22 protein-coding genes, 1 tRNA gene and 3 pseudogenes are annotated in these 24227 nt (G+C 37.8%); 4 read left to right on the top strand and 22 right to left on the bottom strand.

Annotated features, from left to right (window positions below; genetic code table 11):
* Window positions 1-85: 85 nt before the first annotated feature.
* From DYD17_RS08000 to DYD17_RS08040, 9 genes and pseudogenes are all read right to left on the bottom strand, one after another.
* Window positions 86-1018 (bottom strand): magnesium transporter CorA family protein, encoded by a 933-nt coding sequence (locus tag DYD17_RS08000; protein ID WP_115253026.1) that lies wholly within the window; start codon window positions 1016-1018, stop codon window positions 86-88.
* A 91-nt stretch (window positions 1019-1109) separates the two neighbouring features.
* A complete protein-coding gene (locus DYD17_RS08005) occupies window positions 1110-2069 on the bottom strand; it encodes a Gfo/Idh/MocA family protein (protein WP_115253027.1) in 960 nt (319 codons plus the stop codon).
* 304 nt (window positions 2070-2373) lie between these two features.
* Window positions 2374-2667, bottom strand: coding sequence for a CRISPR-associated endonuclease Cas2 (gene cas2, locus DYD17_RS08010; RefSeq protein WP_003044506.1), 294 nt, complete (start codon window positions 2665-2667; stop codon window positions 2374-2376).
* A 10-nt stretch (window positions 2668-2677) separates the two neighbouring features.
* Window positions 2678-3703, bottom strand: coding sequence for a type I-C CRISPR-associated endonuclease Cas1c (gene cas1c, locus DYD17_RS08015; RefSeq protein ID WP_115253028.1), 1026 nt, complete (start codon window positions 3701-3703; stop codon window positions 2678-2680).
* Window positions 3700-4371 (bottom strand): annotated as a pseudogene (gene cas4, locus DYD17_RS08020) (CRISPR-associated protein Cas4). The gene cas1c and the pseudogene cas4 overlap by 4 nt, the downstream one beginning before the upstream one ends.
* Window position 4372: 1 nt before the next feature.
* Window positions 4373-5221 carry a type I-C CRISPR-associated protein Cas7/Csd2 gene (gene cas7c / locus DYD17_RS08025; protein WP_111717182.1) on the bottom strand — a complete coding sequence of 283 codons (849 nt, stop codon included), beginning with the start codon at window positions 5219-5221 and terminating at the stop codon, window positions 4373-4375.
* Between the two features lie 4 nt (window positions 5222-5225).
* Entirely contained in the window at window positions 5226-7121 is a 1896-nt protein-coding gene (gene cas8c / locus DYD17_RS08030; RefSeq protein ID WP_115276451.1) for a type I-C CRISPR-associated protein Cas8c/Csd1, read from the bottom strand.
* Window positions 7121-7849 (bottom strand): type I-C CRISPR-associated protein Cas5c, encoded by a 729-nt coding sequence (cas5c, locus tag DYD17_RS08035; protein ID WP_115253260.1) that lies wholly within the window; start codon window positions 7847-7849, stop codon window positions 7121-7123. Before cas5c ends, cas8c begins: the two co-directional genes overlap by 1 nt.
* A 130-nt stretch (window positions 7850-7979) precedes the next feature.
* Window positions 7980-8906: a helicase-related protein gene (locus DYD17_RS08040; RefSeq protein ID WP_374188323.1), complete on the bottom strand. Its 927-nt coding sequence runs from the start codon at window positions 8904-8906 to the stop codon at window positions 7980-7982.
* A 24-nt stretch (window positions 8907-8930) separates the two neighbouring features.
* On the opposite strand from DYD17_RS08040, the gene DYD17_RS08045 reads away from it, so the two are divergent.
* Window positions 8931-10279, top strand: a protein-coding gene (locus DYD17_RS08045; RefSeq protein ID WP_115252561.1) for an IS3 family transposase whose coding sequence is annotated in 2 segments (ribosomal slippage) — window positions 8931-9372 and window positions 9372-10279 — 1350 coding nt in all. Because the reading frame shifts where the segments join, the coding sequence is not laid out codon by codon here.
* A gap of 25 nt (window positions 10280-10304) precedes the next feature.
* On the opposite strand, the pseudogene DYD17_RS08050 reads toward DYD17_RS08045, so the two are convergent.
* The 8 genes and pseudogenes from DYD17_RS08050 to DYD17_RS08090 form a co-directional block, all read right to left on the bottom strand.
* Window positions 10305-11843 (bottom strand): annotated as a pseudogene (locus DYD17_RS08050) (CRISPR-associated endonuclease Cas3''); the annotation flags it as partial.
* Between the two features lie 266 nt (window positions 11844-12109).
* Window positions 12110-14761, bottom strand: a complete 2652-nt coding sequence (locus DYD17_RS08055; protein ID WP_115253030.1) for a valine--tRNA ligase — start codon at window positions 14759-14761, stop codon at window positions 12110-12112.
* A gap of 19 nt (window positions 14762-14780) precedes the next feature.
* Window positions 14781-15689 (bottom strand): DUF5655 domain-containing protein, encoded by a 909-nt coding sequence (locus DYD17_RS08060; protein WP_115253031.1) that lies wholly within the window; start codon window positions 15687-15689, stop codon window positions 14781-14783.
* 1 nt (window position 15690) lies between these two features.
* Window positions 15691-16254: an AAA family ATPase gene (locus DYD17_RS08065; protein WP_115253032.1), complete on the bottom strand. Its 564-nt coding sequence runs from the start codon at window positions 16252-16254 to the stop codon at window positions 15691-15693.
* Window positions 16251-16841, bottom strand: a complete 591-nt coding sequence (locus tag DYD17_RS08070; RefSeq protein ID WP_115253033.1) for a GNAT family N-acetyltransferase — start codon at window positions 16839-16841, stop codon at window positions 16251-16253. Before DYD17_RS08070 ends, DYD17_RS08065 begins: the two co-directional genes overlap by 4 nt.
* A 13-nt stretch (window positions 16842-16854) precedes the next feature.
* Window positions 16855-17238, bottom strand: coding sequence for a VOC family protein (locus tag DYD17_RS08075; RefSeq protein WP_115253034.1), 384 nt, complete (start codon window positions 17236-17238; stop codon window positions 16855-16857).
* A 354-nt stretch (window positions 17239-17592) separates the two neighbouring features.
* Window positions 17593-17988, bottom strand: coding sequence for a helix-hairpin-helix domain-containing protein (locus tag DYD17_RS08085; RefSeq protein ID WP_115253035.1), 396 nt, complete (start codon window positions 17986-17988; stop codon window positions 17593-17595).
* A 20-nt stretch (window positions 17989-18008) separates the two neighbouring features.
* Window positions 18009-18263 (bottom strand): DUF1912 family protein, encoded by a 255-nt coding sequence (locus DYD17_RS08090; RefSeq protein WP_003051964.1) that lies wholly within the window; start codon window positions 18261-18263, stop codon window positions 18009-18011.
* A gap of 226 nt (window positions 18264-18489) precedes the next feature.
* Between DYD17_RS08090 and DYD17_RS08095 the strand changes: the two genes are divergently transcribed.
* Both DYD17_RS08095 and DYD17_RS08100 read left to right on the top strand, forming a co-directional pair.
* Window positions 18490-18924 carry a MarR family winged helix-turn-helix transcriptional regulator gene (locus DYD17_RS08095; RefSeq protein ID WP_003051966.1) on the top strand — a complete coding sequence of 145 codons (435 nt, stop codon included), beginning with the start codon at window positions 18490-18492 and terminating at the stop codon, window positions 18922-18924.
* Between the two features lie 13 nt (window positions 18925-18937).
* Complete coding sequence (locus DYD17_RS08100) at window positions 18938-20305, top strand: MATE family efflux transporter (RefSeq protein WP_115276452.1); 1368 nt, start codon at window positions 18938-18940, stop codon at window positions 20303-20305.
* A gap of 99 nt (window positions 20306-20404) precedes the next feature.
* Here DYD17_RS08100 and DYD17_RS08105 read toward each other — a convergent pair.
* Window positions 20405-20725: pseudogene (locus DYD17_RS08105) on the bottom strand (IS30 family transposase); the annotation flags it as partial.
* Window positions 20726-20892: 167 nt separating this feature from the next.
* Between DYD17_RS08105 and DYD17_RS08110 the strand changes: the two are divergent.
* A tRNA-Thr gene (locus DYD17_RS08110) sits at window positions 20893-20963 on the top strand.
* A gap of 75 nt (window positions 20964-21038) precedes the next feature.
* Here DYD17_RS08110 and DYD17_RS08115 read toward each other — a convergent pair.
* The 4 genes from DYD17_RS08115 to DYD17_RS08130 form a co-directional block, all read right to left on the bottom strand.
* Window positions 21039-22175, bottom strand: a complete 1137-nt coding sequence (locus tag DYD17_RS08115) for a site-specific integrase (protein ID WP_015057919.1) — start codon at window positions 22173-22175, stop codon at window positions 21039-21041.
* Between the two features lie 49 nt (window positions 22176-22224).
* Window positions 22225-22551 (bottom strand): DUF771 domain-containing protein, encoded by a 327-nt coding sequence (locus tag DYD17_RS08120; RefSeq protein WP_115246279.1) that lies wholly within the window; start codon window positions 22549-22551, stop codon window positions 22225-22227.
* Between the two features lie 192 nt (window positions 22552-22743).
* On the bottom strand, window positions 22744-23343 hold the full coding sequence (locus tag DYD17_RS08125; RefSeq protein ID WP_015057921.1) for a hypothetical protein: 600 nt from the start codon (window positions 23341-23343) through the stop codon (window positions 22744-22746).
* 103 nt (window positions 23344-23446) lie between these two features.
* The gene (locus DYD17_RS08130; protein ID WP_115246280.1) at window positions 23447-24208 is read right to left on the bottom strand and encodes an LPXTG cell wall anchor domain-containing protein; all 762 of its coding nucleotides are present in this window, start codon (window positions 24206-24208) and stop codon (window positions 23447-23449) included.
* Window positions 24209-24227 lie beyond the last annotated feature (19 nt).

Raw genomic sequence — 24227 nt, forward strand, 5'->3', positions numbered from 1 at the left:
TCTCTTTTAATGAGGTCAGGTTCATGACGAAAATCATTTTCCATGCTATGTCAAACGTTACAGTAAATAAGGCTAACAAGAAAAGTTAAATACGCTTAGACGCATTGCGATTTCTCTTATGCACATACCAGTACATGACAACCATAATCAACAAGGCTACAAGGCTGGTTGTTAGTACAATCCAGAACCACACACTATCAACTTTGGCAAAAGGTAACTTCACATTCATGCCATAAAAACTAGTAACCATGGCAATAATTGAAATCCCTATCGAAAAAATCGTCAAACTGGTCACATTATTGTTCAAATTATTGCTGAGAACGTTGTTATAAGAAGACGAAATCTCCTTGAGCACACGAGTGTTTAAATCACACATATTAGATAACTGCCTAGCCTCAATAATGGCATCGCGGAGCTGCTCTGCCTCATCTTCTTCTAGGTCCTGCTGGCCAGGCATGTCTTTTAATTCTGCTAGCATTTGTTCATTTTGCTTAGAACCCATAAGGATGTAAACAGTGCCACTTTGCAAGTTAGCCAAACTTTCCAGATTCGTCTTATTGGCTTTTTGACGCAAGGCTTCAATCAACTTGTCTCGCTGCTGCGCTATTTCATCCATCAGGGGAACGTACTGTTTAGTAAAAGCCGTTAACAGCTGAAACACCAGGTGACGTGGCGAACGACTCTCATCCAGGCCAGGGAAAACTTCTTCGATTAGCGTCAAACTGTGATCATGCCCCAAAATATAGAGAGACTGATCATTCAAAAAGAGAGTAATCGGAATCACACGTGGAATATGGTTGGGATGATAAGCTTCTTCTTGACGATCCAAAATCTGAAAAACAATAGTCAGTTTTTCCTTGTTTTCCTCCATAAATGAGGTTTCATTTTTATCTTTAGCGTAATCAAAGACCTCAGAGTCAATGAGACTTTCTGAGACCAGTACTTCTTGATCGTGCTCTGTGAGCTGATCAAGGTTGATTAACGTGATTGCCGAATTGGCTTTAGGAAGTGTTGGCATGGCAAATCTCCTTTGGATATCTTACGCCTATTATGGATTAAAGGGGTGGAATACACAAGTCAAAGGCTTGAGAATTGCCTTCACTGAATCGTTATTTCCCCCAAGAACAGTAAAGTTTTTCAATCAAGCCAACACCCGACAGGGTTAGGGATTTGGTCATCACAGGACTCGTCAATTGACCCTCTAAAATCATCTGACTGACATAATGAGCTTCTGCCTCGAAATCACTAGACATGGTCGCCTCAATGACAGAACGACTCCCATCGGGTCTGACCAAAGTGGCATGCGTGGTTTTCCAAAAATGAGGAATTTCCAAACGCCCCTTAGTCCCATAAATCACTAGTTCATGAGGTAAGCTGAGATGAGTAGTCAGAAAAATATCCACTAAAACACCGTTTGATAAAGCCAAAACCAGCTTAGACTGGCTATCACTTTGTCCTTCAGGAAAATGGGCTACGCCACTAGCCGACACAATATCAGCATCAAAGAGATAAGGCAAATAAGAAAGAGCGTAAGGTGCCATAAAATGGACAGTTCCCCCACCTTTTCCCAAATCTCTAAACCAAGTCACATGATCAATATTGGGGTAGGCCGTTGTTGACGAAACCGATACAATATCACCCAATCCCCCAGCAGCAATGAGGCTTTTTAAACGCTGTGTCATAGGAATAAAGACAGCCTTCTGAGCCTCCATCAAAAACAAGCCGCGCTCTTGCGCTAAAGCAAAAAGTTCTTCAGCCTGAGCAGCTGTCAAGGTAAATGGTTTTTCCACCAGAACATGCTTGCCTGCCAGTAAAGCCTTCTTAGCCGCAGGAAAATGGTCCTGATTGATACTTGCTACATAAACGGCATCAATCGACGTATCCAACAACATGTCATCAAGACTACCATAAGCCTTAGGCAACTGATGCGCTGCCGCAAAAGCCTTTGCCTTATCAAGCGACCGACTGGATACCGCCACAACCTCGCCATTGCCAGCCAAGCGCACCCCCTCAATAAAACGAGGGGCCACCTGCGCCGTCGACACGATCCCATACCGAACCTTATCCATCCTAACTCCTTTACCATGCATTTATTAAGCTTATTATAGCATATGTGAGGGGGAAGAGAGGGGAGAAGACAAATGGAAATTTATGAGTGAAGAAAAACTCAAAATAGATCCATCAAAAATCTAGGATGCAATCCACTCACCCGTGAAGGGTGAGACTGCGCCAAATAACGCAGTTTATAGAGAAACGTATGGCAAACATAGAGGTGTTTTAAGCCTTTTTATCTCCATTTCGCTTCTTTTTGAAGTGATTTTTGCGCGAGCAAGCAATGTTCTTCTGTGAAACCTCGAGTCGCACTAAACGTTTTTACAATAATAAGACACCTTTATCTGGGTCATAGCTGTCTGAACGACCAAGTGTTTCCACACGCCTCTGCCAATTCTTACCCAATAAATAAAAGCGAATACTATCTGTTTCCCCATCAATGATTTGTGTTAAGCGGTGCTTTATATCCACAAATTCTGCGGGTGTCACAGAACATTCAAAAACAGAATTTTGAACACGTTGCCCATAGTCCACACAGAGTTTAGCAACATGACGCAATCTTTTTCTGCCCGCCGATGTTTCAGTATTTACATCATAAGTGACTAAAACCATCATATAAAATCTCCTAAACCATAAAAGGTGGATAGCTTTCTAAATCTCCTCGTATGGCCTTAGCTAAAAGCTGCGCTTGCACATAGGGTAATAACATCAGTTTTACTTTCTCTTTTGTAAAAGGATGCTCTACCTCAGTATGCTTACGCTTCTGCCACAAATCAATAAAAATAGCTCTGCCATTTTCCTTCAATAAAATGCTACCATTTTCTTTAAACTCAAAGTGTTTTTTCTGAAGTTGTCCTTTATTAATTAACGAAAAAACAAAACGATCAACAATATATGAGCGGAACTCTTCAACTAAATCAAGCGCTAAACTAGCACGCCCAGGACGATCCGTGTGAAAGAAACCAACGTAACTGTCTAATCCGACAGCTTCCAAGGCAGATTGACATTCAAAGGTCAGTAGACTGTAACCAAAAGACAAGAGGGCATTAACACAATCTAAGGGTGGTCGCTTACTCCGACCTTGGAAGTGAAATGTTTTTTTATCCGTCAGCACCAGGTCATTAAATATGCGAAAATACTGATTAGCAGCTTGGCCTTCAAGTCCTCTCAAAGAGTCTTTATTGTCTGCAATCTGAACCATTTCTAAAGCCCATATCAACTCATCGTTAACGGCCTCAAAAAGCGCGGTATCAACCTGTTGACGATGATCTCGTTTAAAGCGTAGTAAGTATTTCCTTGAATTGGAAATTTTAGCCAAAATAAACCGCTTTGCGTATTCCAACGATTCTTCACGATCAGATAAGCGATAATGTTCTCTACGCAATAAGACATTCCCATTGGTTGAACCAATATAGCGACCACAGAAACGACCTTGTGGCGTATGAAAAGATAAATTAATCTGATTCTCTGTACATAATTTGACCAAAGCAGGTGATGCCCCTAAATAAGAAAAACAGACAATACCGTCAATAATCCGAAATGGGAACCGTTTGAGAACCTTACCTTCTTGTTTGATGACAATATTATCACCCTCCTTGGTGACATAGAAATTTTCCTGAGTCAGATAAAGGGTATTGAGTAATTTTTTCATTCGCCCACCTCACTAATGATGGCTTGCTGGATATAATTATCCACACTCCGAGCTTTCTTGCTTAACCGTGGCTTGCAGAGGTCCACTAAAGAACACAAAGAACAATTTTTGAAAAATTCTGCTTTAGGCAATTGCTTTTTGTTATATAGTTCATGCATGGCATCCGCTAATTCCCTCACCTCTTGACGCAAAGCTGATGTCATTTCAACAGTCACTCTTTGATTTACACTATGGTAATAAAGACAACCTTCCTTAATGTGACAGCCTAACGTTTCTTCTAAACACATGGTCTGAGCCACCAACTGGACGATATCTCTTGCATCTTTTTTAGGTTTCCCGCGCTTGTACTCCACAACTTTTGGCAACTATTTCCCACATTTTCCCCTCAAAGACACACCTTGATTATCTTTATAAAATTCCACCACATCCATAATTCCTGAAAGTCCAAGTTCTGCAGAAGAAATGGGCATGGCACGTGAGACCAAAAGATCTTTTCGTTTTTCTTTAATGTATGGATTATCTGCTTTAGTATGTAGAATCTGCCCATGCGCTGTCGCATCATTATCAAGCCATTGTTGCTCAATATGGATCAAGGCCCATTGACGTTTACAAAATTGGAAATGCTGAATACCTGATAGCATTAAATAATCATCTTCGGCATAGACCATACTAGAGTCCTTCTAGGATTTCAACCGTTAAACCTTTCGCTTCATATTTAGCCAATTTTTCTTGATTTAGATGAATCTGATAAGCGTCATAAGTACTTTTCTCTTCTATTGATTGATGATACTCTAACAAATCAAAGACACGCGCACTTGAAATATTTCCTAATTTGCTTGAATGCGTAAACCAAAAGACTTCACGAACTCGCATAGAACCTTCCGGACGTGCAGACGACGCATCATTTTCAAACAAGCTAACCAAAACCTCTTTAATGGCGTCGGCATCTTCCTGAGAAAATCCAGTCTTTTCAGCAAAATAAGCATTGATAGAACCTTTAAGTACATACACACCATAATCTACAAAATGTTTTGTCCCCATCGTATCAGAAGAGCGACCGCTCTCATTCTTAGCTTCCATACCATTGGTACTACGCGTAATTTGAAGGCTGGAAATGACAATCGGCTCCAAGGACTTAGCCATACTGATGGAGACTGGTCCACGCACCCCAATTGATTTTTTCAGATAAGTAAAAACTTGTCCAAAAGCACGAACATCAAACCATAATGCATTTGCTTTTTCTTCAATTTCTGTGTCAGGTGTCTTAGCTGTAAAATGTTGTGAAAAGCGTTTTTCTAGTGAACGAAAGTCATCTTCAATACGTTCATTAGCTTGCACAAAAATAGGTTTCCCCATATCTTGCAGACGATTACGAATCTTACGTTTAATGGAGACATCACTCATCACACCATATCCTTTGGCATCTGTACGAGGCATGTTTCCATTTAAGGGATCACCATTTGCATTTGCTTCTTTCACTTCAAGGGTTACCATAAAATCAATTTTGTGTTCCAACATCTTTTTACTCCTCACTTTCCGTTACTTCAGTGTTTTGTTTTGTATAATAATAGTTTTTCTCAGCATAATACCCAAAAATAAAGCGGTAATCTAACGGTTTCTCCATTGTTTCTGTTTCTAACAGAGGATTTAACAGTTCTAAAATCTCTTCTTTTTCTTTTTCTAATTTCTTCCAACTGCCACGACGATTTAATTTCAATGGTTCTTCGTAAGGCTTAATTTTATTCTCCAATAACATCATCAATTTTGTTGGCTGTCCAGTATAGGCCGTCCAATAACGTTCAGCATTGGTAATGCGATCGCTGTCGGTTCCATCCAAACCATAACGCAACGTCTCGATTAATTCAAAAATTGCTAATAATCGCCCGAAAAGATAGGAACGATTTTGATTGGTATGATCTAGCATCGGTGAAAATTCCTCCCCATTTTGTTTGTGTAAAATTGCTAAGCAGACCTGCTCAACTTGATACCAGTGCTTACGGTAACGATGTCGTTCTTTAACATTGCTACCTAACTTTTTGACAATGGACTGTGGCATCGGTTTACCATCAATCAAACTTGTCACTAACTTTTGAACTTGATCACTTTTGAAGTTATCATTATCTAATTCAAGGAAGCGATCCCTATCAACCCCGTAGGACACATTAAGGATGTCATGAAAAGTAGGGGTTCTTAAGCGATTTTTCCCAAACTTAGATCGCGACTCCCAACTGTATTTTTCCTGCCATTTATCAAGATTGGTGAGTAATTGGGATGCTTGAAGCTGACGAAAATATTTTAAAGCAATCCGCCCATTGCTGGTTTTATTCAAAATAGCAACGTAGTAAGTGGCATCGTTAGCAAATAATTTTTGTCCCTTGATAAATGATTTACCAATTCTTTTATTGTCTTCAGTTGCTAATGCTATAACAGGGGGCGTATCGTCATCATCATCTTCTTCAAGTCCATCATCAAAGATTGGTGATACAATATCCAACCGACTATCATTTGTTAAATCATCGCTGAACCAGTTGATTAAATATTGAGAGGACCCTAACCAAGTACTAGTATTTTTATTTTCTAAAAGATACTTGATCATTAAGTGAATCTTTTCGGAGGTTTCATAGCCAACACTAAAAACGTCTTCGTGTTCTCTAAAACGTCCTTTATAAGCTTCTCTTTTATTACTAACAGAAATGATTTTAGCATTCCCCATCAGTCCTCTATGCTTATTGATAAGCTGCTCCTCTCGTCCACTAATATTACAAATACCAAGATTTTCACGATTTGCTTCAACAAAAGAAATATAGGATTGGTGTAAGGCTTTAAATGTCGAAACCGATTCATTTTTAAAGCCCTGAAATTGGTCAATTAAAAATTCTAAAAAACAAGCTGATAAATCAATTAGTTTTTCTTTTCCAGTAACATCACAAAAGGTGATTTTTAATTGATTATTTTGATAATCAGGACCAATTAAAGAATCGAGAATCAATGTTAGAAATTCTGGTTTCAAAATAAATTGCTGAACAATGGTTAAAAACCTCTTGACGTCACCCTCCTCACAATAATCAATCCAATTATTAAGTTGCTTATGAAAAGAATCATACTGGGATTGGTCCACTTCAGCACTATAATAAGCAAATTTATCGACTAGGGGATGCGGTGCAGGATTACTACCCGACCTAGCAACAGAATCAGCCGTTACAGGAAAAATAATCATTTGCTTATCTGCCATAAATTCTGCCTTGTGAAACTGGCCATCTTTGTCAAGTTTCACTGAAATGATATTTTTGCCATTTGACTTTAAACTCGTATGATAAATCGGCAGTAAAACCGGCTCATTATCTCTTTTTTGATTATCAACCAAGTCTGCTAGCTCTGCTTTCTCATAGGTCTTCAAGAGAGAACTAAAAAAATCCATCAGTTTTCTCCTTTCTCCATGTCATCATACTCCATGTATTCATCGTTAACCGACTTTATCTCCTCTGGTGCTTTAAAAGCATAACTAGAAAGTGTGTTAACAATATCGCATTCAGACTGTGCTTTAAACGTAATGACTCCATTTTTCATCACAGTCTTTGTAAAATATGATTTCAATGGTGTCTTTTTGTCTTTCGGATAGGCAAAAGAATGGAACATGATTCCCAAGTCGATATTGACACCATTATAGTACGATACAGCAGTCTCATACTCTTCTTGGCTGATATCATCTACAAGACCTACACATTCTCTTGTACCTAAAAACACATCTCGACGTCCACCTTTACAAATAGAACGCCCCATAATGGCTTCATGTTTAGCTGGAAGTCTATCTGTGTTCAAATCTTTTCTATCTTCATTCCAAACAAAATGAAACTTGATCAGATAAACAACATCACTCAAATATGATACATAACTTAAATCTGCACTATAATTATGCAACAGAGCCCTAACACCCTGTAATTCGATTTGAATTTGGTTAATAATCTTAACCTCTGTGACAATATTAGTAAAGGTCGGCTTATAATAGATGGCATCAACGATGCCATTCAATGCTTGCCTAGTCGGAACGGAATAGGATGACCGTTCCGATCCCCCCTTTGTGGCTGGATTGGTAAAAAGGGCTCGCTGACCACTTACTCTCACGTAGAAGTCTCTAGATCTGTACAAGCTATTTTCCTCCTTCTGTTTTTGAAAACTTACCTTATTAAATGATCTAAATTGATAATAATTATTAACGATGATTGGCAGGTTAACAAGATCCTCTGCCGACCTTTTGTTGACCTGCTTTCGTTTTGATTTATAAGCGAAAATTATCTGAGTCGTATTTAACTCCTCTTTCTGTGTCATAATACTCCGACGTCAAAACCAGAATCTGACCATTTAGATAAGATTTTGTTGCCTCAAGGAGAGGATCGTTCTCGCGGACATTAACCGTGAAAGGTTGTAAGTCTTTTAGTAATGATTTTATCGTTTGATAATCTTCTGCTGATAAAAAATGTGACGCACCTAATTCTTCTAAATAAGCCAATTTTTTCTCAGCTTCTCCATAAGATACAAGAATTCCTATCATGTCATTATTGATGAGGTTCATTTTGGCTCCTGCTGTTTTAAAAGCTTGTTTTAACTTACCTTTGAACTTTTTATTTACCGTCTGATAAGTATTAAGGCTTAAATAGTCGTAGATTGATATGTCGTCTTCCAAAGGATAATCCATCAGTCCTTGATTATTGGCATAATAATACTCAAAAAAGTCACGGTTTAAAGTTGAGATATCAATTGGAGACCCGATCTTATGAAGAATAGATTCTGTGGCTTCTTTTTTAGCTTTTATTTCTGTCAGCCTAGAAATATTTTCCTCTTCATTGGTCAGATTGACAAGAGTAACTTGACCTTTATCTCGTTTGCCTTCTCGATTACATCGTCCAGCAGCTTGAACAATAGAATCAATTCCTGAATAGGAACGAATGACGCGATGAAAATCAACATCTACACCTGCTTCAATTAATTGTGTGCTAATACAAATAATAGGGATATTATTTTGTAACTCCGTTTTGACCTTAGCAATCAAGTCAAGCCTATGCTGCGCACACATATTCGTCGAAAGCTGATAGACCGGTCTATCAGTCATGTCTTTTAGCATAGTATAGCAGCTATTAACCGTTTTTTTCGTGTTAAAAATAGTAAGAACTGAGTTTTGAACTGCACCCCAAAAGTTAGACAACAAATCTAACTTTTGGGGTGTTTTTCTATGAAATTAAGTTATGAAGATAAAATTGAAATCTATCGCTTACGACAATCTGGTTGGACATGGCCTAAAATCAGTCAAACATTTAATATGAGTAAGTATAACCTTCAATACATGGTCCGCCTTATTGATATACACGGATTGGAAAGTGTTTGTAAAAGGAAAAATAGGTATTATTCTCCTGAACTAAAGCAGGAAATCATAAACGAAGTTCTGATGAAAGGTAGGTCTCAGCTAGAGGTTTCTCTAGATTATGGATTACCAAACAAGGGAATGCTTCCTAATTGGATAGCGCAATACAAGAAAAACGGGTATACTATTCTTGAGAAATCAAGAGGGAGACCTGTAAAGATGGGACGCAAACCAAAGAGAAAACTTGAAGAAATGACTGAATTAGAGCGTCTTCAATATGATAATGAGTACCTTAGAGCGGAGAATGCCGTACTAAAAAAGTTGAGAGAACTCCGATTGAGGGTCGAAGCAAGGCTCAAAGAGCAACAGAAATCATTCAAGGACTAATCAATGTATTTGATTTAAGAATCCTACTTAATATTTTGAAGCTGTCTCGATCAACCTACTATTATCAGGTTAAACGTCTAACTCAGGGAGATAACAACAAAGAATTAAAAGAAGCTATTCAAGATATTTATTCTGAGAACAAAGGGAGATATGGTTACCGTAGAATTCACCTCGAACTTAAAAATCGAGGCTATAAAGTTAATCATAAGAAAGTTCAACGTTTGATGACAGAACTTGGTTTGAAAGCTAGAATCCGTGCGAAACGTCGCTATAACTCTTATAAAGGTGAGGTTGGCAAGAAAGCTGATAATCTCATTAAGCGTCAATTTAAAGCTACCCAACCACTTAAGAAGTGTTATACCGATGTCACAGAGTTTTCAATTCCTGCTAGTGATCAAAAATTGTATCTATCACCAGTTCTTGATGGCTTTAACAGTGAGATTATTGCATATCATTTATCTACCTCGCCAAACTTACAACAACTTAAAACGATGCTTTCCGAGGCTTTTCCTGAACAAACTTACCAGGGCACTATTTTACATAGTGACCAAGGATGGCAATATCAACACACTTACTACCATCATTTTCTTGAGGTGCATGGAATGAGACCGTCCATGTCGCGTAAAGGAAATAGCTTAGATAACGGCATGATGGAATCTTTTTTTGGAACATTGAAGACAGAAATGTTTTATGGGTTTGAGAAGGAATTTACTTCCCTCGAAACATTAAAAACAGCTATTTCAGAATATATCAACTACTACAACACTAAACGAATCAAACTTACATTAAAAGGACTAAGTCCTGTGCAATACAGAACTCAATCCTTAACTTAAAATATAATGTCCAACTTTTGGGGGTCACTTCATTTTCCTCTCCTAAAATAAGATTAATAACATTAGTCAAATGAACTTTCTGATTATTATCATCAAATTTCCTAAGCTCTGTCCTTGAAAAAATCTGTTTTTCTTCAATCGTTAACTCAACTATTTCAGCTGATTCTCCCAAGTTCCCTCCATAACAGATACGATGGTCAATCTCTGAAGAATCATAAGCAGGTTGTGTTGCTGTACAAAGAACAATGGTTGTGTTCATGACTTTGTTTAAAAAATTCATCGTTAAATTAAACAAACTTGTAACTTCAATAGGCAGGGACTGAACTTCATCTAGAATCACAACACTATTAATCAAACTTGAAAAACGTCTCAGATTAGCTGATTTTGTTTTAAAAAGTGTTTGGAAAAATTGAACCATAGAAGTCAAGACTACTTGACTATCCCAGCTATCACTAAGATAAGCTGACAGTAAATTGTTCTTGTCATCGTCATCTTCATTAGCCTGTTTAACCACATTGGAATGGTGTTCTAGAACACTAAGGTCACCTGTAACTTTTCTGATTTCGGAAGCATTTTGCTCAAGGACTGAGAGAAAAGGTGTTATGTAAAAAAATCTTGATTTATCTTGATGAACTAATTGGTGAAACGCATAGCGCATACTAAGATTAGTCTTGCCAGCTCCTGTTGGTAAATCTAAGCGATAAATCCCCTTAGAATCTCGTTTACCTCTTTCTTTAACACGCTCAGCGATTTCTGTCCGAATAGTATTCAACTGATTGTTTGGCCGCCCAAAGCTAGCATATTTTTGTTCAATGGCTGCTAAATAAGAGTGTTTTAGAGAGGATCGCTCTATTTTATCCATAGGACTTATTTTAAGACCATAGGCATTTACTGTGTCTAAAATATCAGCGTTTTTTAAGAGTGACAAGTAAAATCTCACCATACAAGACTGATAATAATCCCACTCACTCTTATCTTGCCAGTTTAAGGAAGACACGGCTTGTTGATAATTATCAAAAGCTTTATCAATAAGCTCCCTTAAATCTTTGTAGCCATAATCACATAATTTTTCTTCTAATTTTAAAGCGTATCCTTTAATATCTTCATGATAGTGATAACCATCTAAGTCTCTATTGATACGATTTTTAAATTTATTAAAGCTATAATATTCAGCATCGTCAGAATAGTAGCATAGATCATACATCCCATGATGAGCAGAGATGACATACCCCACCATTTCGTTGAATGTCATTCTCTCATTTTTATCAACCCCTCGGTTTTTTAGATGAGGCCCAATAATAGAACATAAGTATTTTGCCCCTGCATAAGAGTGATCAACATGCCGATTGGGATTATTTAATAATTTATCTTGAAAGGCTCGATCAGATTTGCCCAGGTCGTGGTAAAGACCAATTAAAAAAAGCACATCTCCTTGACCAATTATAGATGCTTCCTGTCGACTAGAACAGGCCACATGCCATAAATGCTCATCTAAAGACTGCTTTTTTTCAGATTCTTGTTCTGTTTTCTTTTGATAATGTGCCAAAGTTTCCTTAGTCATCATCAGCTTCTCTCCCTTATCCCTAACTCATATCCCTAAATGATATATTAACATTTTCGCAAGTAAATGTAAACGGATACATTGACTAATACTTCCTCAAACGGCCACTAAATTAGTTGACAAAAAAACAAGAATCTTGATGACTCAAGATTCTTATTCGGAGTTCTGTAAAAAGAAATTATTTTTCGGCTAAGCGTAGTTTAGCTTAGGAAACTTAAACCTAGCTTAATCAAAGGTTAAAGCGCCCTATTAAACTGGAGTTTGGTTAATTACCCCACCAACTTCTGCATCTCCACAATCCGTTCTTGGGTGGCGTCGTATTTAGCTTGGTAGTCGGCTTGTTTATCTTTTTCTTTTTGGACAACTTCTGGTTTGGCGTTGGCGACGAAGCGTTCGTTGCCGAGTTTTTTGCCGACCATGTCCAGTTCTTTTTGCCATTTAGCCAGTTCTTTATCTAGGCGAGCGAGTTCTTCTTCCACGTTAAGCAAATCTGCTAGTGGCAAGTAGATTTCAGCACCTGTGATGATGCTGGTCATAGCCAGTTCTGGCGCAGCAATGGCTGAGCTGATTTCTAATTTTTCAGGATTGGTGAAGCGTTTGATGTAGTTGATATTATCATTGAAGAAATCTTCCAACTCACTATCTGCTGTCTTCACCAAAATGGTAATTGGTTTTGATGGCGCCACGTTTACTTCTGCACGCGCATTTCGTACAGCACGGATAAGATCCTTCAGACTTTCCACACCTTTATGCGCAGCCTCATTTTCAAAAGCAGGAGTAACTGTAGGGTATGCTGCGGTCACAATCGAACTTTGGGCATATTGGGCATAGATTTCTTCGGTTACAAATGGCATGATTGGGTGAAGGAGACGCAAGATTTTGTCTAAAGTATAAAGAAGGACAGAGCGCGTGATAACTTTCTCAGCTTCGTTGTCGCTATACAGCACTTCCTTGGTCAATTCCACATACCAGTTAGCAAATTCTTCCCAGATAAAATTGTAAAGAATGTGTCCTGCCACACCAAACTCGAACTTGTCAAAGTTTTCCGTAACTTTAGCGATTGTTTCATTGAGGTTGTGGAGAATCCACTGGTCAGTCACATTTCCAGCTTCTGAGGCAGCTACCTTAGCCACATTACTTTCAGCTTCTTCCAAGATCAACCCTTCATTATTCATGAGGATATAGCGAGAAATGTTCCAAATCTTGTTGATGAAATTCCAAGAGGCGTCCATTTTTTCATAGCTGAAACGAACATCCTGACCTGGCGCAGAGCCGTTTGACAAGAACCAACGGAGGGCATCCGCACCGTATTTCTCAATAACATCCATCGGATCAATCCCGTTCCCCAATGATTTAGACATTTTGCGTCCTTCTTCGTCACGAATAAGACCGTGAATGAGGACATTTTGGAATGGCTGACGCCCTGTAAATTCAAGCGATTGGAAAATCATACGTGACACCCAGAAGAAAATGATATCATAACCTGTTACTAAGGTTGACGTTGGGAAATAACGTTTGAAATCTTCTGAATCTGTATCAGGCCATCCCATGGTTGAGAACGGCCATAAAGCAGATGAGAACCAAGTGTCAAGAACATCTTCATCTTGAGTCCAGCCATCACCTTCTGGTGCTTCTTCGCCAACGTAAATCTCACCTTCTGCATTGTACCAAGCAGGAATTTGGTGACCCCACCAAAGCTGACGCGAGATTACCCAGTCATGGACATTTTCCATCCATTGAAGGAAGGTATCGTTGAAACGTGGTGGGTAGAAATCTACTCGGTCATCTGTTTCTTGGTTGTCCATAGCTTGTTTAGCAAGCTCATCCATTTTTACAAACCATTGAGTGGATAGACGAGGCTCAACGACTGCACCAGAACGTTCTGAGTGACCTACTGAGTGAACACGTTTTTCGATGTTTACTAGGGCACCAAGTTCTTCAAGTTTAGCAACGGTAGCTTTACGAGCTTCAAAACGGTCCATGCCTACAAAGTCGCCAGCTAACTCATTCATGGTTCCATCATCGTTCATGACATTGACTTGTGGTAGATTATGGCGTTGACCAACCTCAAAGTCATTAGGGTCATGAGCAGGCGTGATTTTAACTACCCCAGTCCCAAATTCAGGATCCGCATGCTCGTCACCCACGATTGGAATCAATTTATTCACGATTGGTAAAATAACATGTTTACCAATCAAATCTTTGTAACGAGGGTCTTCTGGGTTTACGGCAACGGCAACGTCTCCAAACATGGTTTCTGGTCGCGTTGTTGCCACTTGAAGGGCGCGTGAGCCATCTTCCAACATGTAGTTCATGTGGTAGAAAGCCCCTTCCACATCCTTGTGGATAACCTCGATGTCGGATAGGGCAGTTCTGGCAGCTGGGTCCCAGTTGATGATGAATTCACCACGGTAAATCCAGCCTTTTTTGTAGAGGTCAACGAAAACCTTGCGAACTGCTTTTGACAAGCCCTCATCTAGTGTGAAACGTTCACGGCTGTAGTCCACAGAAAGACCCATTTTGCCCCACTGTTCTTTAATCGTAGTGGCATATTCGTCTTTCCATTCCCAAACCTTGTCTAGGAATTTTTCACGACCCAAGTCATAACGGGTGATGCCTTGACCACGCAAGCGTTCTTCGACTTTAGCCTGTGTCGCAATCCCTGCATGGTCCATCCCTGGCAACCAAAGCGTATCAAAGCCCTGCATGCGTTTTTGACGAATGATAATATCTTGAAGCGTTGTGTCCCAAGCGTGTCCCAAGTGCAACTTACCAGTCACATTTGGCGGTGGAATCACGATAGAATATGGTTTTGCTTTTTGGTCTCCTGATGGCTTGAAAACATCTGCATCAAGCCATTTTTGATAACGACCCGCCTCAACCTCGGCAGGATTGTATTTAGGTGATAGTTCTTTTGACATAGTATGTCCTTTCTAGTTTCTATAGTACTTGCTTAATAAGACTCATAATATATTCTAAATTTCTAGTATCTGTGACCTTAATTTCATAGTCACCATTTCCATAATGACCAATTTGTGAAACATTTCTAGTCACTCCCTTTGCATCATCAATTTGACCCATTTTAGCATTGATGAATAGCTTTAGTTGTTTATGTTGAACTTCGATATCAATAATATTATGATTATCCTTTTTAAAGGCGATATAAAATTTTTTAGGTACAATTTCACAATCTACTATTAACTGTAAAATAGCTTGTTTATAAGAATCATACAATTCTTGAATTACTTCAGATCTATTAGCCAACAGATCGTCTTCTGAATAAGTTTTCACCTCTTTAGTAACAAGCGAAAGATCTGAAGAATTTCCCTTAACAGATGTTTTTATACTAGGTGCATTGACTGATTTTTTAATCCCATTGATAACGACAATATTAGTTTCAAAGCGCTTAACTTCCCATAGTTCAATTGGAAGATCTTTAAAATCAATAGCTTGTTTTTGGAAAGAAGTAAATTGAGGTGAAACAAAGACAATCTTACTTTGTGACCAATCAATTGACTTTTTAGGTAAAATTTTCCCTGTTTTTTCTTGATACTCTAAAACAAAGTCAGCTTTGTACCTTAATAGTGTGTTAAGGTAGGAAACTCCTTGATCTAAAACACTATAATTTGTTGAGCGTTTATATTCAATAATAACAAAGGCTTGATTTTCTAAATCAAAGGCCAAAGTATCTATCCGCTGATTTTGAATAACAAACTCAGATGAAATAAACTCTAGAGCTGTTATCTTTTCCAAATTTTCCTCAAATAATAACTGAAGTTCGCGTTCTAGCTTAAAAGGTAACTCCTCTAAATGTTCTAATTGCTGTGCTTTTATCTGAAAAACAGTCATCTTAGTTCTCCTTGATATGAGTCATTTTTTGGATAATAAGCTGCGCTGTTTCAGCAGCGATGAGATGAGTATTATTGATTTTCTGGTAATGAGTGAGCGTTTTGGGTGGTTCTGAAGGATTGAAAACAGCATATGCCATCGTTGACTGAATATCTTGCTCTGACCACTTAATGTTTCGTTTAAGTGGTTTATGTTTGAGACGATTTTCTGTGCGATTGCGCTTGAGGCGTTCATTGACATCTGTTTCCAATTCGACAAAGAGAACCTCTTGGTCATAAGACTGAAAAACCGCTTGAATCTTTTCAAGAAATGCCACATCATTTGGATCATTGAAATCAATCACGATGGTGAAAATCATTTCTTGGCCTGTTTTAGCAAAGGTTTCAAAAAAAGCGAAACGAATATGCTCAATCAAGGCTATGCTCTCTTGAGACCAAGGCATAAAGCGCAACACAAAATCAATGGAATCGTGATTATGAAACAAGGTCATACCTGTCTGCTTGGCAACTTCTTGCCCAATGGTCATCTTGCCCGACGCTTGAGCCCCAATGATAATAAGGCTCATTTACTTTTCCATACCTCCCATTCACTTCTTAGTAAGCCAAAACGCATGTCGCCACAGCGGCGACCTTGAACGTCCTTACGGTCACGAAGAGTAGCTTCTAGGGTAAATCCTAATTTCCGAGCAACAGCCTGACTTTTTTGATTGTAATCATAACAGCCTAGTTCAATTTTATGTAAGTCAAGCAAGGTAAAACCAATTTCAACAAGAGCGGCAGCTGCTTCTGGAACAATCCCTCGTCCCCAATAATCTGGATGGAGCAGGTAGCCAATCTCAAAGACATCATCCGCCCGTCGATGATTAAAGTCAATTGAACCAATCACTTTGTCATCGCCTTTTAGGGTAATGCCATATCCTGAAGGCAGTCCCTCTTTTTCAAGATTGGCAGGATAAATGTCTTGAAGGTAAGTGATTTCATCTGCTAAGCTTTTAACAGGCGGAAAACCAGCAGGATAACTGACTTCAGCCAGTTTAGCAAAGGCAAATATGGCCTCGGCATCCTCCAATTTTCGTTGACGTAATACTAGCCGTTCTGTTTCCACTTTGGGCAAAGCTTTGCCATTGTATGCTTCTAGCATCTTAACGATCATCCATCACCTTCTTTCAATTCCCAACCACCTCTATTTTGATTCCATCCGGGTCTTCAAAATAGAGAGCGTAGTGATTCTCTCCTCCTGCGTAGGGATAGCGGTCTTCATAGAGGAGATTGACACTTCTAGTAATCAAGTCTTTTCTCAGTTGGTCAACTTGTTTACGACTGCCACCATAAAAAGCTAGGTGATTGAGGCCTATTCGGCAACGATGGTAGCCTACTTCAAGGAACTCAGCTGGTATTTGGACAAAAACGATGTAGTGTTCTGACTTTTTGAAAGAGAATCCATCCTCCCATTCTTGATAGGGATAATAGCCTAGTTTAATCAAAAGTGGTTCATAAAATTCACGTGACTTTGCTAAGTTAGATACATAAACCTCAACATGATGTAACATGATTTTCTCCTTTTAAAACTGCCTGTCTCAACAAAAATTTCTAGTGGACTTTTCCTATTCCATAGATTAGTTTTGACAAAAATTCGATAATAATTTTTCCAAAACGTCAAAATCCCTATCCAGTTTACACTAGACAGGGACGAATTTCGTGTTACGATTTCCGCGGTACCACCACTGTTTCAGACCACAAAATAGATCTGCTACTTTTCATATCTGATTTCTGATCGTCAGCTACCAGCCTTGACATCTGTACGGATTTCTCAACACCACCGCTCTCTGTAACAGACCAACTCAATGCACCTCTGATTGCTAATATTCTAACAAATTTATAGGCATTAAGCAACGAGAAGATGACTATTTTTTTAAGCTTGCGCCATTTTCGACCAATTTTTTAACCGTTGCTGGACCAATACCTTTAAGAGCAAGAAGGTCTTTTTCCGTCCACTCCTTAAAAGCTTGCGCTGAATGAATGCCTTCTGCATATAAGGTTTCCACAAGATCTGAGCGAATCCCTTCCACGACTGCTAAGGCGGAAAACTCATCTAGAGAGAGGCTTTCATGAGGAGTGATTAGGTTGCTAATGGTTTGGCTTCCTTTTTCCACAAGGTCCTTGCTGGCTGTCATCGTCTTGTCCACAGCTGTTCCCACACTTTCAACTGCTTTATCAAAAACTTGACCTGCTTTTTTTAACAAGCCATTGCGCTTCATTTCTAACTTCAGTGCTTTTTTACGATTTTTTTGTTTTGCCACTGTTTTGTGTCTCCTTGTCCTTAATAATGCCTTGCTCCAAATAAATCATCCGGAATATCATGAAAGGCTTTGCCATTTTTATAATTGTCAAATTTACCTAGTAAAAATTTGTAGGCATCTAATTTGCTTTCGTAGCGAATAAAGGCGTCTTTAGCTCTCTCATCGCCATCTTCTTGAGCTACCTGTTGACTGGTGGTCATGGCTAGCTGATTGACTTGAATCTGAGTTTTAACCCAGTCTTCAAAATCTCTTAAAAATTCTGCTTCATAAGACATGTTGAGTTTCCTCTTTCTGAAATCATCCTTACTATTATACCATAAGGCATGGCTCTTGTGCTATCTTATTCCAAAAAAGCTCATCAGTAATAGGATATGACTTAGAATGGAATGGTCATTGAGAAAACACTTTCCTTAATTTTTTTAGGTAATCTTCTAGAAAAAGATAGGAAGCTATGTTATACTATTATTCCATAGGGAACGATGTATTTAGAAAGGAAAGACAATGCCTAATCATCATATTGGTATTTTAATCAAGATGGCCAGTCTAGCTTTTGACCGTACTGCCAATCAGCTACTAACCGATGCTGACTTAACACCAAGTCAATTTAAAATTCTTAAATACCTAAGCACTCACCAAAATCAGTTAACCAGGCAGATTGATTTGGAAACCTTCTTTAAAATGTCCAACCCAACCGTTACTGGGTTATTACAGAATCTAGAGAAAAAAGGGATGATTGAACGACACCCTCATCCTCAAGATAAACGTTGCAATATCATTAGATTGAGTGAGGCAGCTAGCTTGAAAGCTGATGATTATTTGCAAAAAAGCAAAGTCATTGAAGAGCAGTTTACCCAAGCACTGTCTGAAGCAGATCGGTCTCAGCTCAGACAACTGCTACAAACTCTCATTGATCACAACCCTCAACAAAAGCATTGATAGAAAGGACACCATGCAAACCAATAAATTACAAACAGCTCCTATTCCAAAATTACTAGCCACTATGGCTATGCCAGCGATTATCGCCAACCTCGTTAACTCCCTCTATAATATTGTAGACCAGATTTTCATTGGACACGGAGTTGGGTATTTAGGAAATGCAGCAACTAGCGTCGCCTTCCCCCTTACGATTATCTGTTTAGCCTTCGGCTTAACCCTTGGTTTAGGAGGGGCCTCTAATTTTAATTTGTCTTTAGGCCGTGGGCAAAAAGAACGAGCAGCTCATGTTATCGGAAATGCTATTTTCCTATCATTGGCCCTCGGAATACTCATTGGTGCAGTGATTATCCTATTTTTAAAGCCTCTACTTATTTTATTTGGGGCTACTGATGCAACCTTGGCTTATGCCATTGATTACACTGGTATCACAGCATTCGGGATTCCTTTTTTAATGTTTACCATGAGCCTCAATCCCTTGGTCAGAGCGGATGGCAGCCCAATTTATTCGATGATGGCCATTGTGGTTGGGGCCATCTTAAATACGATTTTAGACCCTATCTTTATTTTTGGCTTTCAATGGGGAATTAAGGGGGCAGCATTTGCAACCTTAATTAGTCAAATTCTTTCTGCCCTCTTTTTAGGCCTTTACTTTAGACGATTCAAATCCATTCACCTCAAAAGTAGTGACTTTAGGTTGGACCGTGCTGTGATTAAAAGCATTGTCAGCGTTGGCTCTTCATCTTTTATATTTCAATCGTCCACCATGTTGATTCAAATTGTCACTAACAATATGTTGCGTAAATATGGTGCCGAATCCATTTATGGTAGTGATATTGCCATTGCTGTCGCTGGGATTGTTATGAAAATTAATTCGCTTTTTATTGCGGTTATTATCGGACTGGTTCAAGGCGCTCAGCCAATCGTTGGGTTTAACTATGGGGCACGTCAGTTAGAGCGCGTTAAGGAGACCACTGCTCTGATGCTAAAAACAGCTATTGTCATTTCTCTGGTTGCCTTTTTAGCCTTTGAACTCTTCCCTAAACCTTTCTTGACCTTATTTGGTCATGGCTCTGCCCTTTATTTCCAGTTTGGTATCAAATATGTCCGCGTTTTCCTCTTTTTTGTCATTCTGAATGGGGTTCAAATCGCATCCACAACCTTTTTCCAAGCTATTGGTAAAGCCAGCATTGGCGCCTTCTTGTCTCTAACCAAACAAGTTATCTTTCTCTTACCTCTCTTATTTATCCTACCACATTTCTTTGGCGTAGAGGGCGTGATGTTTGCTGGGCCGATTTCGGATGCTATTGCTTTTATCACTGCTTTAACTTTCCTCAAACGGGAATTTAAACGCATGCCCCACGATTTACGGGTAACGCGTTAAAGAACTTTAAGCTACCTAAAAGGCGGCTTTTAAAATCGATTTTTTCGCCAGTTGTCAAGTCAAGTGCAACCAGTTCATAGATAACTAGAGTTCCAGAGGTTAAGCTGTTCGAGATAGCTCAAACAGGAATTTTGAGGATTGATATTGAAGAAGTCGTCTTGGGCGCTCATTGATGGCTGTAAGATAATTGTCAAGTTCTTCAGAGGTTAGTGGATTAAGTGAGATTCCTTTAGGGACCTATTCTCTGAGGAGGCCATTGAAGTTCTCGTTTGTTCCTCTCTCATGTGAAGAATAGGGATGTGCAAAGTAAACGTCAACAGCTTCTAAGGTTGAGAGTAAACTAAACTCAGAACCATTATCCGCTGTGATGGATGCAATAGGATACTGACTGATGAGATGCGTGACAGCGCGGTTACTGGTAGAATTAATGTTAGACATGTTCATCTGCTTTCCATACTGAATTGGGGAATTCTAGTATATCAGACGAACCTGTCTTTTTTGTTGCACTTCATTTTACAACGCGGGAATCGATTTTTTTGAAAGAAAGACTTGCGCCAACTCATAAGTTATAGTATTATAAAAAGGTAGCCGCTATAGTTAAATGGTATAATAAAGCAATGGTAATGCTTCGTTCCGAGTTCGATTCTCGGTGGTGGCAGAAAATATATGAGTGAAACCTTATTATAATAGGGTTTCTTTTATTTTTGTTCTTAATTTGTTCTTGATAGTCATTTTAAAAACTACCTTTATTATTAAGAATTTTTAAAAGCTGATCATTTTCCTTTTCTTCCACTTCCAGAAGCAAATGACCATATGTTTCTATTAATTGTTTAATATCTTTATGCCCCATTAATTTTGCAACCGCCCAAATATCTACTCCGTTAGCCAACAAATAACTTCCATAAGTATGTCTAGCACCTGTTGATGACATCTTAGATTCTATTTCTAATTTTTCCAATGAGCTTGCCAAGAATTTGTTAACAGCATTATTTGATAACATACCAAACCTATAGTCATAAAAAATCAATTGATCTGTATTTTTTATATGCAAACCTTTCAGCATTCTTTCTTGTTGAAATTTTAGTTCAAGCAATAACTCTTTTAAATCATGACTTACTGGAACTCTCCTTATTGAAGTCCTTGTTTTAGGCTTTGTAAAGTCCTTTTTTATTGAAGAATATCTTCGATATGTATAAATACTATTTCTTTCAAAATCAATATCATCCCAAGTTATTGCCATTGCTTCACCAAACCTAAAACCAGTTTGTAACATCGTGAAAAGAAAAAAAGGGATTATTGAGTCTGAATAATTAGCTATTCTTTTTAAATATGCTAATAATTTTTGATAATCTTCAATACTTTTTAAATACTTATCTTCTGGCGACTTCTTATATGGTTTTCCAAAAATTTTAACTCCTTCTGTAAAATCTTCAATTAAAACCCCGTCCCTTTTAAAAAAAATTATAACCTTTCTAATATCTGAATTCAAACAAGTCATTAAATTCAAAGTTACATTTTTACCATAAAACTTAATAAATTCTTGATACTTACTATGTTTAATTCTATTAGCAGGGATATCAGATAAATATTTTTCAATTATCTTTCCTCGGGCTTGATATTTTTGCTTAGTAAGAATATCTAATTCACTTGGCTCAACAACAAGATCATACCATATTTGCCACATCTCAAATAATGTAGCATTGGAATTTATAACATCTGAATAATATTTTTTTTGCTCAATTTTTAAAGCTTCATATGATGCTTCTTTTTTTGTTCTAAAGCCTGAACCAGATGCTATTAATTTTCCATCTTTACCATAAACACGATAATCCCATAATTTCTTTTTACCTCTTTGTCTATATGTTGCCATTTTTCTCCTTTCCTAGACATCAAGGAATTTATCCTCAATATTATATCATTTAGTTATTTAATAAAATAGAACCAAAATTTTCTTCAAAGTATTTTCTAGCTCTAGTTGCTAATATTTTATAACGGCTACCTTTCCCCCTAGGATAAACAATAAAACCATTTGGATTAATTGATAAATCAACTTCCTTTTTAATATCTGGGTTTAATAAGATATCATTAATTAACTTTGACCTACCAATGCCCAACAATTCTTGCAAATTATCAATATCCCACCATTTTCCTTGTTCATTATCACTTAACAAATCTAAATATTCCTCTTTTGATATGATAACGACATCATCTGGTACAGGAACACTCACATTAAAAACTTGTTGCATACTCATCCTCCTTATAACTTGCTTAATCCGAACGTTATTTGTTCCAGGTAATTAGGTTTTCCAATTTAAAACCGAACTATTTTTTAATTACAGTTTTAATTTAAAATCCATATCTCCCGAGCATTACTCTTTAATAAAAAAACAAACAAAAAAAGCCATGAAATTAATCACAACTTTATTTCTATCAACTTCTTATCCTTCAAGGTCATTTAAAATCCTTCTTAATGCACCTTTTATCTCCTCAGCTTCATTATAACCACCATCTTCAAATCTTGCTAACTGACTTTCAAAGCTTCTAATAGACGAACGCAATTTTGATATTTCTTCATTTTTAGGTTGATTAGATAAATCAACTATTTTTTCTTCTAAAGAATTAACTTTTAAAAATAACTGTTGATTTTGTACTTCTAAATTAGCATTTTGTACAATAGTCTCTCTCATAATATCAATAGTCTTTAGTACTTCACTTGCGTTAGAAACATTTTGATATAAATTACGACGAGACGTTCTTTCTTCTAATATTTCATCATAAATAAACTTTGTATCATGTTTAATTGATACTGTTTCTTTGGTTGTAATTTCTCTTTCACTTTTAAGATTTGTTAATAAATTACCATTTCCATTGATCAGAATTTGGTGTTTATCATTGATTAGCTTTTCTATAGCATCTTTTAAATTATTCTGTTCTTTTGATAATGAATTAAATCTTTCTTTAATCCCCTCATTGTCCCAATAACTTTTTATCAAAACACATATAAGAGTTACTATTGAACCTATTCCAACCCAATCCATAAAACTTATTTCTCCATTCATAATTTACCTCTATTCTATCATGTTTTATTCCAAACTATACGATTTAATGAAATAAAGCCATGAAGTTAATCATGGCTTTATCTTATTTTTCACTTTTCTTTTTCAAAAATGTTAAATACTTTTTGATATTATCTTTCCAACCTACCCAGATAGCTCCTAAAATAGCTAAACCTCCCAAAATGGCTAAGATTGTTTTAGTCTCTCCAGTTGATGGTAAGACTTCTAACTTCCCATCTTTTGTTTTTAAGGAAACTGTACCATCTTTTTGCTTTACAGCACCAATTGCTATCGCAGGTTTCAATACATTACCGGTTTCTGTTTGAACCCAAACATTGCCATCTTGCGTTCCCAAAACCGTATAGCCTGTATTAGTCACAATCGGTGTCTCAATAACAGGTTTTGTTACAGGTTTAGGAGTTTCAGTTGTACTAGCACCTGTATTTTCTTCAGCTTTTTTCACCTCTTCTGACTTAGGTTGTTCTGGAATCACTTCTGAATCATTGGACTTAACAGGCTCTTCCCTCTTCTCTTTGCTTGGCTTAGTCTCCGTTGGATCTGTTACTTTATCCTCGCTTGTTTCTGAATCTGATTTAACTGGAGGGATTAGCTGATCAGTACTATCTGCCACCTTGTCCTCACTTGGCTTAGTCGGGTCAACAATTTTATTGGTAGTATCTGTTGCTGTATGCTCACTCGGTGTCGTTGGTTGAGGTGAGACTGGTACCACCACTGCATCCGTTGTTCCTGCTACTGGATCTGCTACATCATTAGCACAAACCACCCCACTTCCAAGCAAAGCAATACTTGCAATCGTCATAAAACTCATCATTTTTTCTTTTGTCATCTTATTTTTCCTCTTTTCG

Origin of the sequence: Streptococcus dysgalactiae subsp. dysgalactiae, assembly GCF_900459225.1 — a bacterium.
In the GTDB taxonomy this organism is placed as follows: Bacteria; Bacillota; Bacilli; order Lactobacillales; family Streptococcaceae; genus Streptococcus; species Streptococcus dysgalactiae.